This is a genomic window from Nocardia sp. NPDC058176, assembly GCF_042883805.1.
Taxonomy (GTDB): Bacteria; Actinomycetota; Actinomycetes; order Mycobacteriales; family Mycobacteriaceae; genus Nocardia.
In genome coordinates, this window is the sequence record NZ_JBHVVA010000004.1 from 480957 (window position 1) to 496642 (window position 15686).

At 69.6% G+C, this 15686-nt stretch carries 18 protein-coding genes; 9 read left to right on the forward strand and 9 right to left on the reverse strand.

Annotated features, from left to right (window positions below; translation table 11 throughout):
• Positions 1-83: 83 nt before the first annotated feature.
• Positions 84-407: an antibiotic biosynthesis monooxygenase gene (locus ACFVVM_RS23545; RefSeq protein WP_071925954.1), complete on the reverse strand. Its 324-nt coding sequence runs from the start codon at positions 405-407 to the stop codon at positions 84-86.
• Between the two features lie 39 nt (positions 408-446).
• On the opposite strand from ACFVVM_RS23545, the gene ACFVVM_RS23550 reads away from it, so the two are divergent.
• Entirely contained in the window at positions 447-1190 is a 744-nt protein-coding gene (locus ACFVVM_RS23550) for an alpha/beta fold hydrolase (RefSeq protein WP_387621943.1), read from the forward strand.
• Between the two features lie 102 nt (positions 1191-1292).
• Here the strand turns inward: ACFVVM_RS23550 and ACFVVM_RS23555 are convergent, their stop codons facing one another.
• Positions 1293-2168 carry an A/G-specific adenine glycosylase gene (locus ACFVVM_RS23555; RefSeq protein ID WP_387621945.1) on the reverse strand — a complete coding sequence of 292 codons (876 nt, stop codon included), beginning with the start codon at positions 2166-2168 and terminating at the stop codon, positions 1293-1295.
• 90 nt (positions 2169-2258) lie between these two features.
• Here ACFVVM_RS23555 and ACFVVM_RS23560 point away from each other — a divergent pair, with 90 nt between their 5' ends.
• Both ACFVVM_RS23560 and ACFVVM_RS23565 read left to right on the forward strand, forming a co-directional pair.
• On the forward strand, positions 2259-2882 hold the full coding sequence (locus tag ACFVVM_RS23560; protein WP_387621948.1) for a carbonic anhydrase: 624 nt from the start codon (positions 2259-2261) through the stop codon (positions 2880-2882).
• An 82-nt stretch (positions 2883-2964) separates the two neighbouring features.
• On the forward strand, positions 2965-3639 hold the full coding sequence (locus ACFVVM_RS23565) for a hypothetical protein (RefSeq protein ID WP_387621950.1): 675 nt from the start codon (positions 2965-2967) through the stop codon (positions 3637-3639).
• Positions 3640-3782: 143 nt separating this feature from the next.
• Here ACFVVM_RS23565 and radA read toward each other — a convergent pair whose 3' ends face one another.
• Complete coding sequence (gene radA, locus ACFVVM_RS23570) at positions 3783-5183, reverse strand: DNA repair protein RadA (protein ID WP_387621952.1); 1401 nt, start codon at positions 5181-5183, stop codon at positions 3783-3785.
• Between the two features lie 79 nt (positions 5184-5262).
• The gene (locus ACFVVM_RS23575) at positions 5263-5967 is read right to left on the reverse strand and encodes a hypothetical protein (protein ID WP_387621954.1); all 705 of its coding nucleotides are present in this window, start codon (positions 5965-5967) and stop codon (positions 5263-5265) included.
• Positions 5968-6319: 352 nt separating this feature from the next.
• Between ACFVVM_RS23575 and carD the strand changes: the two genes are divergently transcribed.
• The 6 genes from carD to ACFVVM_RS23605 all read left to right on the forward strand — a co-directional run bounded on the left by carD (position 6320) and on the right by ACFVVM_RS23605 (position 10862).
• A complete protein-coding gene (gene carD / locus ACFVVM_RS23580) occupies positions 6320-6808 on the forward strand; it encodes an RNA polymerase-binding transcription factor CarD (RefSeq protein WP_019044685.1) in 489 nt (162 codons plus the stop codon).
• Between the two features lie 2 nt (positions 6809-6810).
• Positions 6811-7551 (forward strand): 2-C-methyl-D-erythritol 4-phosphate cytidylyltransferase, encoded by a 741-nt coding sequence (gene ispD, locus ACFVVM_RS23585; RefSeq protein WP_387621957.1) that lies wholly within the window; start codon positions 6811-6813, stop codon positions 7549-7551.
• Positions 7548-8015, forward strand: coding sequence for a 2-C-methyl-D-erythritol 2,4-cyclodiphosphate synthase (gene ispF, locus ACFVVM_RS23590; RefSeq protein WP_387621960.1), 468 nt, complete (start codon positions 7548-7550; stop codon positions 8013-8015). Before ispD ends, ispF begins: the two co-directional genes overlap by 4 nt.
• 132 nt (positions 8016-8147) lie before the next feature.
• Positions 8148-9551: a cysteine--tRNA ligase gene (gene cysS / locus ACFVVM_RS23595; protein ID WP_387621962.1), complete on the forward strand. Its 1404-nt coding sequence runs from the start codon at positions 8148-8150 to the stop codon at positions 9549-9551.
• Positions 9551-10534 carry a 23S rRNA (guanosine(2251)-2'-O)-methyltransferase RlmB gene (gene rlmB / locus ACFVVM_RS23600; RefSeq protein ID WP_387621963.1) on the forward strand — a complete coding sequence of 328 codons (984 nt, stop codon included), beginning with the start codon at positions 9551-9553 and terminating at the stop codon, positions 10532-10534. The genes cysS and rlmB overlap by 1 nt, the downstream gene beginning before the upstream one ends.
• 49 nt (positions 10535-10583) lie before the next feature.
• Positions 10584-10862, forward strand: coding sequence for a DUF4190 domain-containing protein (locus tag ACFVVM_RS23605; protein ID WP_387621966.1), 279 nt, complete (start codon positions 10584-10586; stop codon positions 10860-10862).
• A gap of 3 nt (positions 10863-10865) precedes the next feature.
• Here the strand turns inward: ACFVVM_RS23605 and ACFVVM_RS23610 are convergent, their stop codons facing one another.
• The 5 genes from ACFVVM_RS23610 to ACFVVM_RS23630 are packed head-to-tail and all read right to left on the reverse strand — an operon-like array spanning position 10866 to position 15566.
• A complete protein-coding gene (locus tag ACFVVM_RS23610; RefSeq protein ID WP_387621969.1) occupies positions 10866-11669 on the reverse strand; it encodes an enoyl-CoA hydratase/isomerase family protein in 804 nt (267 codons plus the stop codon).
• Positions 11670-11718: 49 nt separating this feature from the next.
• A complete protein-coding gene (locus tag ACFVVM_RS23615; RefSeq protein ID WP_387621971.1) occupies positions 11719-12891 on the reverse strand; it encodes an acyl-CoA dehydrogenase family protein in 1173 nt (390 codons plus the stop codon).
• Positions 12892-12946: 55 nt separating this feature from the next.
• Complete coding sequence (locus ACFVVM_RS23620; protein WP_387621974.1) at positions 12947-13813, reverse strand: metal ABC transporter permease; 867 nt, start codon at positions 13811-13813, stop codon at positions 12947-12949.
• Positions 13813-14685, reverse strand: a complete 873-nt coding sequence (locus tag ACFVVM_RS23625) for a metal ABC transporter ATP-binding protein (protein WP_387622367.1) — start codon at positions 14683-14685, stop codon at positions 13813-13815. Before ACFVVM_RS23625 ends, ACFVVM_RS23620 begins: the two co-directional genes overlap by 1 nt.
• Positions 14682-15566 (reverse strand): metal ABC transporter solute-binding protein, Zn/Mn family, encoded by an 885-nt coding sequence (locus tag ACFVVM_RS23630; RefSeq protein WP_387621977.1) that lies wholly within the window; start codon positions 15564-15566, stop codon positions 14682-14684. Before ACFVVM_RS23630 ends, ACFVVM_RS23625 begins: the two co-directional genes overlap by 4 nt.
• Between the last annotated feature and the right edge of the window lie 120 nt (positions 15567-15686).

Below are 15686 nucleotides of genomic sequence, written 5' to 3' on the forward strand. Positions count from 1 at the left end.
CTCGCGTATGTTCACTCGAACTGTGACAGTCGCCCTGCGTCTCGTCAATACGAGCGCCCGCATGTCCAGCGGAAACGCCGTTATCAGCCCTTGGCGGGGACGTCGAGAACAACCTCGAACTCGAGCAGCGAGGCCCCGGTCGACACCGGCTTGGGACGCTCGCCCTCGCCACCGTTGCCCGCGTGCGCGGCCCGGGCCGGTCCGTCGCGCCAGGCGGCGAAGGAATCCTCGGAATCCCACTGCGTCACCACGAAATACCGGTTGTCACCGGCGACCGGGCGCAGCAGCTGGAAACCGAGGAAACCGGGGGAGTTCTCCACCGCGTGCGCACGCGCGGCGAATCGCTTCTCCAGCTCGGGTCCGGCACCTTCGGGGATCTCGATCGCATTGATCTTCACAACAGCCATGCCAGAAACAGTAGCTTCGCGTCCGGCAGAATCGGCAGGGTGTTGTACGACGAAGGGGGCACCGGCGCCCCGATCCTGCTGCTGCACGGGCTGATGGGCAGCGCGCGCACCTGGGCCGATCAGCTGCCCTGGCTGCGGACGCACGGTCACCTCTACACCGTCGACGCCGCCGGGCACGGTCGCGTCCCGCCCGCCGAGCTCACCACCGAGGCGTTCGTCGCGGATCTGGCCGAGCTCACCGCCGCGATCAGCGAGCCGATGGTGATCGTCGGGCATTCGATGGGCGCGATCCACGGCTGGGTCTTCGCCGCCACCCACCCCGAACGCGTGCGCGCCCTCGTCGTCGAGGACATCGCCCCCGATTTCACCGGGCGCACCGCCGCGCACTGGGCCGCGCTCATCCACTCCTGGCCCCAGCCCTTCCCCGACGAGCGGGCGTTGCACGACTACTTCGGCCCCATCGCGGGCCGCTACTTCCTGCGCGCGTTCACCGCGGGCCCCGACGGCTACCGCCTGCACGGCGAGGTCGACACCTTCCGCGCGATCTCCGAGGAATGGGGCACCCGCGATTTCTGGACCGAATGGAAATCGCTCCGGGTACCCGCCCTGCTCATCGAGGGCGAGCACACCATCACCCCGCCGGGGCAGATGCGCACCATGGCCGACGTCCATCCCGATGCCGAGTACGTGCGGATTGCGGACGCGGGCCACCTCGTCCACGACGAACAACCCGAGGTCTATCGCACCCACGTCAGCCGCTTCCTGGCTCGCGTCCTGCCCTGACGATGTTGGACAGCTGATCACCAGGCACTCAGGTGAGCATCGGCCGAGAAGCGAACGCCACCAGAGCCTGGTGATCAACAGTCCAGGTCGGTCGTGGAAGGGCTAACCCGTGCCGCCTTCGCCTGCGAGGGCGAAGAGGCCGTCTTCGGTTTGTTCGATGAGGCCGTCGACGAGGAGGGAGTCGAGGGCGCGGGCGCGCTGGCCGGGGTCGCGGGTCCAGGCGAGGTCGAGGCGGATCTGTTCGACCGGGCCGCTGGCCGCGCGCAACACGTCGAGGAGGCGGCCGCGGGCCTGACGGTCGGTGCCCTCGTACTTCTGCACTTTGCGCGCCACCGCGGCGGCGGGACGACCCGCGTCGACCCACGCGCAGTCGGGTAGCGGGCACTGCGCGCAGCTGGGATTGCGGGCCGTGCAGACCAGGGCACCCAGTTCCATCAGCGCCGCGGAGAATTTCGTCGCGTGCGCTACGTCGGTGGGGAGGAGCGCTTCGGTTTCGGCGAGGTCGCGCGTGGCGGGATTGCCCGGCTCGCGCCCGTGCACGGCGCGTGCGACCACGCGTCGAACATTGGTGTCCACCACGGGAACTCGCTGACCGTAGGCGAAGCAGGCCACCGCGCGGGCGGTGTAGGAACCGATGCCGGGCAGGCTCAGCAGCACGTCGACATCGGTGGGTACCTCGTCGCCGTGCTCGGTGGCCAGCACCCGCGCGCACTCGTGCAACCGCAGCGCCCGCCGCGGATAGCCGAGCTTGCCCCACGCGCGCAGCACCTCGGCCTGCGAGGAGGCCGCCATCGCCGAGGGCACCGGCCAGCGTGCCACCCACTCGCGCCAGATCGGCTCCACCCGGACCACCGGGGTCTGCTGCAGCATGATCTCGCTCATCAGGATGTGCCACGCACTGGCTTCGGGCCTGCGCCACGGCAGGTCGCGTGCCGTGGCGGTGAACCAGTCAACGAGGACGTCCGCGTCGATACTCACTGTTTCCGTTCCACCTCTGCCAGGCTCTCTTTGCCGACGCGTAACGCGCCGGACTCGCTGGTAACCCCCGGCCTGTGCACAATGGTCGGTATGCCTGGTTCAAATCCGATAAGCGCCTGGAAGTCGCTGCGCGAAGGCAACGAGCGCTTCGTCAACGACACCCTGCTGCATCCTAGCCAGGGCGCCGCCGACCGAGCCAAGCTCGTCAGCGGTCAGCACCCACACGCGATTCTGTTCGGCTGCGGCGACTCCCGCGTGGCCGCCGAGTTGATCTTCGACCAGGGTCTCGGCGACATGTTCGTGGTCCGCACCGCGGGCCACGTCGTCGACAGCTCGGTGCTCGGCTCGATCGAGTACGGCGTCGCGGTGCTCAACGTGCCGTTGATCGTGGTGCTCGGCCACGACAGCTGCGGCGCGGTGAAGGCCACCATCGACGCGCTCGACGGCGGCGAGGTGCCCGGCGGGTTCATCCGCAGCGTGGTCGAGCGGGTCACCCCGTCGATCCTGGTCGGTCGCCGCGAAGGGCTCACCACCATCGACGAGTTCGAGGCGCGCCACGTGGTGGAGACCAGCCGTCTGCTCATGCAGCGGTCGATGATCATCTCCGAGCGGGTGGCCACCGGTCAGTTGGCCATCGCCAGCGTCACCTACAAGCTCTCCGACGGCAAGGTGCACCTGCGTCGCACCGTCGGCAACATCGGTGAGGTGGTCTGAAACCGGCCGAACCAGCCGGGTTCACCGCCGACACGCCGAGGTCATCGAGCGCGCGTCCCCGCGCTGCGCTTACCGTTGAGGCGTGCTGGAACCGAATGGACCGCTACCACCGGAGATCTACTGGCGTCGCCGGGCACTCGCCATCGGCGTCATCGTCGTCGCGCTCGCACTGGTGATCTGGCTCGTCACGCTGGTCGCGCGCGGTGGCGACTCCTCCGGCGGCACCGAGGCCGCCGCGACCACGTCATCGTCGTCCACGACTGCCACCACGTCGTCGGTGTCGAGTAGTACGAGCGAGACCAGCGAGTCGGCCACTCCCAGCGAGGAGGCCACGCCGACCACCGACCCCGACGAGCCGGCGGCACAGCCGTGCACCGATCAGTCGCTGGCGTTGAAGGTGACCGTCGGCCAGCCCACCTATCGGGTGGGCGACCAGCCGGGCTTCGGCACGGTCATCACCAACATCTCCTCGGCGCCCTGCGCCCGCGATCTCGGTGCGGGCCCGCAATTCCTCGTCTACACCCTCGACGGCCAGCGCCGGTTATGGGCGAGCGACGACTGCAATCCCGACGGACCGCCGGAGATGAAGACGCTCAAGGCCGGTGAGCAGCTGTCGTACAAGGGCACCTGGTTCGGCACCACCTCGCAGCCCGAGTGCGCCGGTGACCGTCTCCCGGTCCCCGCGGGCGCCTACATGGTGGTCGCTCAGCTCGGCGCCGTCCGCAGCGCCGCGGAGCCGTTCAACCTGGCGGAGTGAACCCGGGGCATACATTGTCCGGGTGCGCCGTAGGTCACATGTTCAGGTTCGGTGGATTTGCAGTGTTCGCAGGATCGGGGCGGGCGTCAATGGCTGTTGGCGCGGAAATGGCGTGACCGCGCGGAATTCGGGGTTTGCCGGGGTTATTCCACGCCCACCGGTTCCCTGGGTGCGCGAGATTTGCGGAGTTCGGCCAATCGCAGCGCCGAACGCAGGTCGCTCACCTCGTGGATACGCATCGAGCCGATCTTGGTCTTTTCCGATCCGGGCGGGACGAGCGCGGTGGTGAAGCCGAGTCGTTCGGCCTCGGCGAGGCGGCGGGTGAGCCCGGTGACCTTGCGGACCTCACCGGCCAGACCCACCTCGCCGAGGATCACCCAGCCCGCGGGCAGTGCGATGTCGGCCTCGGCGGAGGCGATCGCGAGCGCGATGGCCAGATCGGCGGTCGGCTCGAGCAGCCGCATCCCGCCGACGGTGGCGGCGTACACGTCGTGCTTGCCGAGGAACACCCGTCCCCGGCTCTGCAGCACCGCCAGCACCATCGCCACGCGGTTGTAGTCCAGCCCGCTCACCGCCCGGCGCGGCTGCGGGATCTCGGTCTTGACGGTCAGCCCCTGCACCTCGGCGACGAGCGGGCGTTTGCCGTCCATCGCCACCGTCACCGCCGTGCCGGGCACGGCATCGGTGCGGTGGTGCAGGAACAGCCCGGACGGATCGTCGACACAGGCGATGCCGTCCTCGTGCAGTTCGAAACAGCCCACCTCGTCGGCGCTGCCGAACCGGTTCTTGATGCCGCGGACCATGCGCAGCGAGGAGTTCTTGTCGCCCTCGAACTGCAGCACCACGTCCACCAGGTGCTCGAGCGTGCGCGGCCCGGCCACATTGCCATCCTTGGTGACATGGCCGACCAGCAGCACCGCGATCCCGCTCGCCTTGGCCAGCGAGGTCAACGCCGCCGTCACCGCGCGCACCTGGGTGACACCGCCGATCACCCCGTCCACCTCGGGCGCCAGCATGGTCTGCACCGAGTCGACGACCAGCAGCGTCGGGCGCACCTGTTCCACGTGCCCGAGCACGATCGACAGGTCCGATTCGGCCGCCAGGTACACCCGGTCGTGCACGGCACCGGTCCGGTCGGCGCGCAGCCGCACCTGCCCCGCGGACTCCTCGGCCGTCACGTACAGCGCGGTCGCCTCGCGCTGTACGGCCCACCGGTAGGCCACCTCGAGCAACAGGGTCGACTTGCCGACGCCGGGCTCACCCGAGAGCAGCACCACCGAGCCCGGCACCACCCCGCCGCCGAGCACCCGATCGAGCTCGCTGACCCCCGTCGACCTGGCCTGGGTGATCTTGGCGTCGATCTGCGACAGCGGCGCCGCCGCGGTACTCGGCAGCATGGCGCGCCGCCCCGGGGCCGCGGCCGCCGCCGAGACGGCCACCTCGTTCACCGTGCCCCAGGCACCGCAATCCGGGCACTTACCCACCCATTTGGACACCTCGTGCGAGCACGCGGAGCAACGGAAGACTGCTTTGGACTTGGCCACACGCGCACCCTACGGACCCGCCCCGACAAAAAGGAGCAGCCGCCGCGGTGGACCGCGACGGCTGCTCGATTCGGCTGACTCAGTGCCCGCCGCCCGCGCCCTCGGGCGCGGGGCCGGACTTCTCGTTCTCGACGCGCTCGACCGCGGCGGCGTCGACCGGGACCGACACCTGCACGGTGCCCGCGTCCTTGAAGTTGAAGGTGACGTTGTAGGTCAGACCGGGGGAGATGGCCTCGGTCAGGCCGGTGATCTCGATGCTGGCCGGGGTGGCCTCCGGGTCGATCGACGGGGTGTCACCGCTCGCCGTCGTGGTCGGCGCGGCCGTGGTCGTCGGCGCGGCCGAGGTGGCACCGTGATCGTCGCCGTGCGCACCCGAGGCGGCCGTGGCCTTGCCCGTGCCCGCGACCACGGTCTGCTGCGGCGCGAGCACGAACTTCGTGTCACTCGCGGGGCCGGTGATACTGACCTGACCGAGGTCGGTGGTGACGCTGGTCAGCTCGTCGGTGACCGTCTCGCTGTTGTTGATGATCGACAGCGCGAGCACCGCCTTGCCACCCTTGTCGTGCTCGGCGGTGGCCTCCGGGTACACGATGTGCACGTTGCGCAGGGCGATGGCGCCGATGTCGGCGTGGTTGCCGTTGATGGCGGCCGCCTGCGACGAGGTCTGGGTGTGCTGACCGGCGCTGCAGCCGGTCAAGGCGATGCCCGCGGCAGCGGCGAGCGCGGCAACCGTCACCATGCGACGTCGCGCCGAGTGGGCGGTCACAGCTTTCAGGGCAGTCACGGTTTGTCCTCCATGTCGACCGGGCTCACTCCGTCCACACGGCGGATCGGAGGGTAGTAACTAGGCAGCGTAGTAGTTCGCTTCGCGCGCGTGGCGACGGGGCTCGCGACGCGCGGGCACGGAAGTAACAGTTCGGTGTCCGGAGCGGGGTTGCCCGATCGATGCCGGGCGCGGTGCTCGCGTCAACCGGTCCCTGTGCTGGTGGTTAACCCGTTCTGGCACAACGCAATGCACACCGATTCTTTCTTGTCAACCCCTGCGGTGGCCTCGTTGTGGCCCTGACCTGCACAGTTGATCGCGCCGTTATCGAGTCGCATGTTAAACTGTGAACATCGAAAGGGGCACGGGACACATGATTTTTAAGGTCGGAGACACCGTCGTTTACCCCCACCACGGAGCGGCGCTGATCGAAGCAATCGAGACCCGCACCATCAAGGGTGTGCAGAAAGAGTATCTGGTCCTGAAGGTTGCGCAAGGCGACCTGACCGTTCGGGTTCCCGCAGAGAACGCCGAATACGTCGGCGTCCGTGACGTCGTCGGCCAGGAAGGTCTCGACCGCGTCTTCCAGGTGCTGCGCGCGCCACACACGGAGGAGCCGACCAACTGGTCCCGCCGTTACAAGGCCAACCTCGAGAAACTCGCCTCCGGCGATGTGAACAAGGTGGCCGAGGTCGTGCGTGATCTCTGGCGTCGTGAGCAGGATCGCGGGCTTTCCGCCGGTGAGAAGCGGATGCTGGCCAAGGCTCGTCAGATCCTCGTCGGTGAGCTCGCGCTCGCCGAGGGCACCGACGACGGCAAGGCCGAATCGCTGCTCGACGAGGTCCTCGCCGCGGCTTCCTAGAAGTGCGACCTGTCGTAGCACTGGTCCCTGCCGCCGGTCGTGGCGTGCGCCTGGGTGAATCAACCCCGAAGGCGTTCGTCCCGGTCGGCGGCATACCTATGGTCCGGCTGGCTGTCGAGGGGCTGATCGCGTCCGGTGCGGTGCACCGCGTCGTCGTGGTCGTCCCCGCCGAGCTCCTCGACACCGCGACCGCACTGCTGTCCACCACATCACTGCCCGGCGGTTCGCTGCCCCCTGTGCCGGTGCAGGTCGTCGTCGGCGGTGCCGAGCGCACCGATTCGGTGCGCGCCGGAATCGCCGCCGCACCCGATGCCGCCGCCTATCTCGTGCACGACGCCGCACGCGCGCTCACGCCGCCGGAGTTGATCGCGCGGGTGGCCGCCGAGCTGCACGCGGGCAGCCAGGCCGTCGTTCCCGCCCTTCCTGTCGTCGACACCGTCAAATCGGTCGACGACACGGGCATCGTCACCGGCACCCCCGATCGCGCCCACCTGCGCGCCATCCAGACACCCCAGGGCTTCGCCGCCGAGCTGCTGCGCCGCGCCTACGCCACCGAGGTCGGCGCCACCGACGACGCCGGCCTGGTCGAACGCCTCGGCGTCGCCGTGCACACCGTCCCCGGCGACCCGCTGGCCTTCAAGATCACCACCCCACTCGATCTGCGCCTGGCCGAGGCGTTGCGCGCCGACGATGCCGCCGGGCAGGCGCCGAGCGCCCGCTCCGAGCAGGCGGTCGCCCGATGAGAGTCGGCATCGGCAGCGATGTGCACCCCATCGAGCAGGGCCGTCCCTGCTGGATGGCCGGTCTGCTGTTCCCCGATGCCGACGGCTGCGCCGGGCACTCCGACGGTGACGTCGCCGCGCACGCCCTGTGCGACGCACTGCTCTCGGCCGCCGGTCTCGGCGATGTCGGCGCCGTGTTCGGCGTCGGCCGTCCCGAATGGGCCGGGGTCACCGGCGCCGCCATGCTCACCGAGGTCCGCAGGCTGCTGGCCGAGGAGGGTTTCACCGTCGTCAACGCCGCGGTGCAGGTCATCGGCAATCGCCCGAAGATCGGCCCGCGCCGCGCCGAGGCGCAGAAAGTGCTCGGCGAACTGCTCGACGCGCCCGTCTCGGTGTCGGGTACCACCACCGACGGGCTGGGTCTGACCGGTCGCGGCGAGGGTGTCGCGGCCATCGCCACCTGTCTGCTCGCGGTGTGTTCGTAGCCCGAACGGGCCTGCACGTCTCCACCGCGCCACCACCTTCACGCCGCTTCACTACACCATTGCCGCCGTCGCGGCGAGTCATGAACCGGCCGGTCAACCCCACTCTCATCCCACCGACTAGGATCGAATGCCGTGACCTTGCGCCTTTTTGACACCGACACGCGGACCCTGCGGGAATTCACCCCGCTGGTCCCCGGCCGTGCCTCGGTGTATCTGTGTGGGGCCACCGTGCAGGGTCAGCCCCATATCGGTCATGTGCGCAGTGGCGTCGCCTTCGACGTCCTGCGCCGCTGGTTGCTCGCGCACGACTACGACGTGCTGTTCATCCGCAATGTCACCGATATCGACGACAAGATCCTGACCAAGGCCGCCGAGGCGGGTCGGCCCTGGTGGGAGTGGGCGGCGACGCACGAGCGCGCCTTCGAGGCCGCCTACGCGACCCTCGGCGTGCTGCCCCCCTCGGCCGAGCCGCGCGCCACCGGCCACATCACCCAGATGGTCGGGCTGATGGAACGGCTGATCGAGCGCGGGCACGCCTACGCCTGCGACGGCGACGTCTATTTCGATGTGCTGAGTTGGCCGAATTACGGCGAGCTGTCGGGCCACCGACTAGACGACGTGCACCAGGGCGAGGCCCCCACTCGCGGAAAACGCGATCCGCGCGATTTCACGCTCTGGAAAGCGGCCAAACCGGGTGAGCCGAGCTGGCCGTCGCCGTGGGGTCCCGGCCGCCCCGGCTGGCATCTGGAATGCTCCGCGATGGCCGAGTTCTATCTCGGCCCGGAATTCGATATCCATTGCGGTGGAATGGATTTGGTTTTCCCGCACCACGAGAACGAGATCGCTCAGTCCAAGGCGGCCGGTGACGGTTTCGCGCGTTACTGGTTGCACAACGGCTGGGTGACGATGGGCGGGGAGAAAATGTCGAAGTCACTCGGCAATGTGCTCTCGGTACCGAATGTGCTCACCCGGGTTCGCCCGGTGGAATTGCGTTTCTATCTCGGCAGCGCGCATTACCGTTCGATGCTCGAATACTCCGACAAGGCGCTCGATGACGCGGTCGCCTCGTATCAGCGCATCGAGGCATTCGTGCACCGGGTGCTCGACCGCGCGGGTGAGGTGCCGGTCGGGAAATGGACCGACGGCTTCGCCGCCGCGATCGACGACGATCTGGCGATCCCGAAGGCGCTGGCCGAGATCCACCACGTGGTGCACGAGGGCAACCGCGCGATGGAGGCCGGTGCGCTCGAGACCGCGGTCGAGCTGGCCGGTCAGGTGCGCGCGATGCTGGGCATTCTCGGCGTCGACCCGCTCGACGAGCACTGGTACACCCCCGCCGACAACTCGGCGGCGCTCGACGCGCTCGACGTGCTGGTCCGCTCCGAGCTGGATCGCCGGGCGGGCGCGCGGGCGGAGAAGAACTGGGCAGAAGCCGATGCCGCACGGGATCGGCTCATCGCGGCGGGTATCGAGGTCACCGACACCCCGCAGGGGCCGGAATGGTCGCTGGGCGCAGCTAGCGGAAAGGCGAACTGATGGCAGGCAATTCACAGCGACGCGGAGCGGTTCGGAAGGGCGGTACCAAGAAGGGTGCCGTCGTCGGCACCGGCGGTAAGCGCCGCCGGGGGCTGGAGGGCAGGGGCGCGACCCCGCCCGCCGTCGAGCGCACCAAGCATCCGGCCGCCAAGCGAGCCGCGGCCGCCGCCAAAGCCAAAGCGGCACAGGGCCGTCCGACCGGCAAGTCCGGTGTGCCGCGCGCGGGCCGCAAGTCCGACGAGGGGCCGGAGCTCGTACTCGGCCGCAACCCGGTGCTCGAGTGTCTGCGCGCCGAGGTCCCGGCGACTGCCCTCTACGTCGCGGTCGGCACCGAGAACGACGACCGGCTCTCGGAGAGCGTGCAGCGCGCCGCCGACCTCGGCATCTCCATTCTCGAGGTACCGCGCACCGATCTGGATCGGTTGAGCGCCAACGGGATGCACCAGGGCGTCGCCCTGCAGGTGCCGCCGTACCGCTACGCCCATCCCGACGACCTGATGGACAAGGTGAAGACCTCGGGCGAACCCGGTCTGGTCGTCGCCCTCGACAACATCTCCGATCCGCGCAACCTCGGCGCGGTCATCCGCTCGGTCGCCGCGTTCGGCGGTCAGGGCGTGGTGATCCCGCAGCGTCGCAGTGCCAGCGTCACCGCGGTGGCCTGGCGTACCAGCGCCGGTGCGGCCGCCCGGCTGCCCGTCGCCAGGGCGACCAACCTGACTCGCACGCTCAAGGACTGGGCGTCCCAGGGCTTCCAGATCGTCGGCCTCGACGCGGGTGGCGACACCACCCTCGACGAGTTCGACGCCAGCGTCCCGACGGTCGTCGTGGTCGGCTCCGAGGGCAAGGGGCTCTCGCGCCTGGTGCGCGAGAACTGTGACTCGATCCTGAGCATCCCGATGGCCGGTCCGGTGGAGTCGCTCAACGCCTCGGTGGCGGCCGGTGTGGTCCTCGCCGACATCGCCCGCCAGCGCCGTCTGGGCTGAGTCAGCGCGGTTTCCGGGCAAAACCGCTCTGTCACCGTAGAATTCGATCGTGGCCATTCCCAATCAGCCGATCGGCGAGACGGTCGAGCACCCGCAAGCCAACATGATCCTCGTGCTCGGGTTGATCAGCCCGTTCTGCTGCGGGATCCTCGGCCCGATCGCGTGGGCGCTCGGCAAGCGGGCGCTCAACGACATCGACGGGTCCTACGGCAGGCTCAGTGGTCGGCCGCAGGTGCTGATCGGCTATATCGCGGGGATCATCGGCAGCATCCTGATGCTGTTGATGGCCCTGCTGTACCTGCTCGGTTCGTGCAACGGGAACTTCTGAGCGTCAGTCCAGGCGCGGGGGCTCGCCGGGCGCGTCCCAGGCGGGCCACTCGGTGCTGATGCTGCCGGTCCAGCTCGGCTGACGGCGGTCGCGGAACGCGGCCATCGCCTCGCCGCCGTCGACACTCTTGGCGACGTGCGCGTTGAGCTCGGATTCGAGCTGCCCGACGACGGCCGGGGTCATCCCGAGGCCCTCCCAGAGCAGTCGCTTGGTCAGCGCGACGGGCAGCGGCGCGGGTCCGCTGGCGATGTCCTGGGCCACGGCCAGCGCGGTCGTCAGCACCTCGGCCGCGGGCAGGCTGGCGTTGGCCAGCCCCATCGATTTGGCCTCGTCACCGTCGAAGGTGCGGCCGGTGAGCATGATGTCGGCGGCATTGGCGAGCCCTGCCAGCCGCGGCACCGTCCAGTGCGCGTAGCCGTCGGCCAGCACGCCGCGGCGCACCTGGCTCAGCCCGTAGACGGCGTCGCGGGCGAAGTACCGCAGATCGCACTGCAGGGCCAGCGCCAGCCCGATCCCGACGGCGTGCCCGTTGACGGCGGCGATCACCGGTTTGCGCACCTGCCACGGCGGCGGGTCGAGGGTGGCGCTCACCTCGCCCGCCCGCGCGGACAGGTCGGCGCCGGCGCAGAAGGCGGGTGGGGTGCCGGTGATGACGACGGCGCGGATCGCGTCCTCGGCGTCGCAGCGGCGGAGCGCGGCGCTGAGTTCGGCGGCCATCGTCGGGGTGACGGCGTTCTGCTGGGCGGGACGGTTGAGTGTCAGCACGGCGACTCCGGCGGAGACGTCGACGAGCAGTTCCGAACTCATGGGCCGAATGGTACTAGCGGCGGCCGGCCGGCACCGGAGGTGGGAGCGTTCATTCGCGGAGCAGATGGCGGCCGATGGCGTACTTGTGCACCTCGGTCGGCCCGTCGTAGAGCCGGAACGCGCGCATGTCCCGGAACAGCATCTCGACCACGGTCTCGTCGCTGATCCCGATCCCGCCGAGCACCTGCACGCAGCGGTCGGTGACCTTGAACAGCTCCTCGGAGACGTAGGACTTGGCCATCGACGATTCGTGCCTGGCCTGGTGGCCCTGGTCCATCAGCCAGCAGCTGTGCCAGATGGTGAGCCGACACTGGTGCAGCGCCACCTCGTTGTCGGCGAGCATGAACGACACGCCCTCGTGCTCGCCGATCGGCTTGCCGAAGGCGGTGCGGATGCGCGCGTAGTCGATGGCGATGCTCTGCGCCCGTTCGGCGGCGCCGAGCCAGCGCATACAGTGCGTGAGCCGCGCCGGTGCCAGCCGTAGCTGGGCGTAGCGCAGGGCCTGCCCGGTGCGCCCGAGCACGGCCGAGGCGGGCAGGGTGAGGTCGTCGAACCGCACCACCGCGTGCCCGCCGACGTAGTTGCGGTCCATCGTGTTCATGATCCGCTCGATGACGATGCCCGGCGCGTCACCCTCGGTGAGGAACAGCGTCGGCCCGGCGGGCAGGTGCGGGTTCTCGGCCAGCAGCGCCATGATGATCCAGGTCTTGGCGCCGTCGGCGCCGGTGATCAGCCACTTGCGCCCGTTGAGCACGAAGTTCTCGCCGTCGAACACGGCTTCGGTGCTGAGCTGGCCGGGGTCCGAGCCCGCCCCGCCGGGTTCGGTCATGGCGAACACCGAGCGCTGTTCGCCGCGGATCACCGGCATCAGGTACTGGTCGACCTGGTCCGGGTCGGCGATCTTGCCGAGCAGGAACATGTTGCCCTCGTCGGGCGCGGCGCAGTTCATCGCGACCGGTCCCAGCGTCGACCAGCCCGCGGCCTCGTAGACCAGCGCCTGTTCGACATGGCTGAGCCCGAGGCCGCCGTACTCCACGGGTGCCTGCACGGTCAGCAGCTTCTCGGCACGGGCCAGTTCGACGAGTTCGGCGCGCAGGTCGTCGGTCGGACCGTGCGCGGTGAGCCGGTGATCGCGCTCGAACGGCACGATCTGCTCGGTGACGAAGTGACGGACCCGATCGCGCAGTGCCGCGAGATCGTCGGGCACGGAGAAATCGATCATGGGTTGCATTGTGCGCGGCGCCACCGGCGGCCCGTGGCCGTTTGCGCGGGTCGGGTCAGCGCGCGGGCGCGAGTTGCCGCTGCCGATGGCCGACGACCCGGCACACCAGATAGATGGTGAACGAGATCGCGGTGACGAAGGTCGACACCGGAACGCCCGGCGCGAGCGAGAGCAGCAGCCCGCCCACCGCGGCCACCTCGGCGAAGATCACCGACAGCACGGTCGCCCGCATCGGGCTGGAGGTGACCTGAGCGGCCGCCGCGGCCGGGGTGATCAGCAGCGCGAGCACCAGCAGCGCGCCGACGATCTGCACGCCGAAGGCCGCGGTGATACCGAGCAGCACGGCGAAGACCACCGACAGCGCCCGCACCGGCACCCCGCGCGCGATCGCGACCTCGGGATCGGCGCTGGCGAACAGCAGCGGCCGGTACACCACCGACAGCACGGCGAGCACGATCGCGGTGCAGGTGAGCAGCAGCGCGAGCCCGTCGTAGCCGACGCTGGCGACCTGCCCGGTGAGCAGCGAGAACTTCGATCCGGCGCGGTCGGGAGCCAGCCACAGGAACAGCACCGACAGGCCGAGCCCGAACGAGAGCACCACCGCGATCACCGAATCACGTTCGCGCGCACGGGAACCCAGCCAGCCGAAGAGCACGGCGGCGACCACCGACCCGGCGATGGCGCCGAACCCGATCCCGACACCGAGCAGCAGCGCGGCCGACGCGCCGGTCAGCGACAACTCGCTGGTGCCGTGCACGGCGAACGACATCTGCCGCATCACGATCAGCGGCCCGATCAGCCCGGCCAGCAGGCCGAGCAGGGCGCTGGCCAGCAGCGCCTGCTGGACGAAGTCGTAGGTGAGCAGATCGGCGGTGATGCCGAAGTCGAGCATCTGCTGGAAGACCTTGGTGAGCTTGTCCATCAGGCCGTCCCGCCCAGCGCGTCCATGTCGTCGCCGGTGCCGACCACGACCAGGCGCCCACGCACCCGCAGCACCTCGACCTCGGTGCCGTAGAGCTCCGAGAGCGTCGCCGAGGTCATCACCTCGTCGGGCGTGCCGATCCGGAACTCGCCGTCGACGAGGTAGAGCACCCGGTCGACCAGCGGCAGGATCGGGTTGATCTCGTGGGTCACGAACAGCACGGCGGTGTCGTGCTCGCGGCGACGCCGGTCGACCAGCTCGGCGACCAGGCGCTGATTGGCCAGGTCGAGGCTGAGCAGCGGCTCGTCGCACAGCAGCACCGACGGATCGCCGACCAGCGCCTGGGCGACCCGCAGCCGCTGCTGCTCACCGCCGGAGAGGGTGTCCAGGGGGGCGTGCGCGAAACCCTGCGCGCCGACCGCGGCGATGGCCGCCTCGACCTTGCGCGCGCGTTCACCGCGGCGCCGTCGGCCCAGGCCCCACCGATGCCCGTCGACGCCGAGCCCGACCAGATCGACCCCGCGCAGCTGCACACCGGCATCGATGGTCTTCTGCTGCGGCACGTAACCGATGCCGGGGTTGCCGACGGTGGCCTGCTCGCCCGCGATCTGCGCGGTGCCGGAACTGAGCCCGAGGCGGCCGAGCAGGACCCGCAGCAGCGAGGTCTTGCCGGAACCGTTGGGGCCGAGGACCGCGATGAACTCACCCGGTGCCACGTCGAGGTCGAGGTCGCGCCACAGGACGCGCTCACCGAACGACAGCGTCGCCGCGCGCAGGCGGATCGCCGCGTCGGCGGTGTCGGCCTGTGCGCGGACCGCGGTGGTGGTCTCGCTCAGCGCTGCTCCTTCGGTCATCTGGTCCGGCATGGTCAGTTCAGTGCCGCGGCGAGCGCCTTGGCGTTGGCGGTCTGCCACTGCACGTAGTCGACGCCCTCGGGCAGGGTCTCGGTCACCTCGATGATCGCGATGCCCGCGTTCTGCGCGGCGGTCCGCAGGTCCTGGGTGATCTTGTCGGTGGTCTGGGTGTTGTAGACGAACGCCTGCACCTGCTTGCCGGTGATCAGGTCGCGGGTGGCCGCCACGGCGGCGGGCGAGGGGTCGGTCTCCTGCTCGATCGCTTCCTGGAAATCGTGCGGGGTCTTGTCCTGCGCGGTCGCGGCCAGCAGCAGGTAGTGCGCCAGCGGCTCGGACTGGGCGACGGGCGCGTTCGGGTGCTGGGTGGCGATGGTGCCGGTGATGGTGCTGATACCGATCAGCTGGTTCTTGAAGGTGACCGCGCGCTCGGTGTAGGCGCCCGCGTTGGTGGCGTCGAGCTCGCCGAGTTCGGCGGCGATCCGGTCGGCGACCGCGGCGACGGTGGGGACGTCGTACCAGACGTGCTCGTTGTCGTCGTTCTTGTCCGGGCGCTCCTCGAAGGCCTCGACGGTGCGCTTGTTCCGGCCGGAGATGGCCTTCTCGATGAACTCGTCGTAGTGGCCGCCGTTGAACACGACCAGATCGGCATCGCTGATCTTGGCGGTGTCGGAGGCCGAGGTCTCGAAGGAGTGCGGGTCGGCGGCCGGGTCGCTGATGATCGAGGTGACCTGGATGTCGGGGCCTGCGACGGCGGTGGCGATGGAGCCCCACACATTGGTGGAGGCGACGATCGAGAGGCCGTCGTTGTCCGCGGAGCCGCTGCCGCAGGCGGTGAGGACGACCGCGGTCACCACACCTGCCGTGAGACCGGCAAAGACGCGGGCGAATCGAGTGTTCACGCGGAGCTCCTGGCAGTGCTGATCCAGGGCGGACGTGCTCTAGATCATAATGGAAACCGTTACCGTTTTAGATTAGCAGGAACGCGTACCCAGCACGAACCACACTGCGAAGCCGGGCTC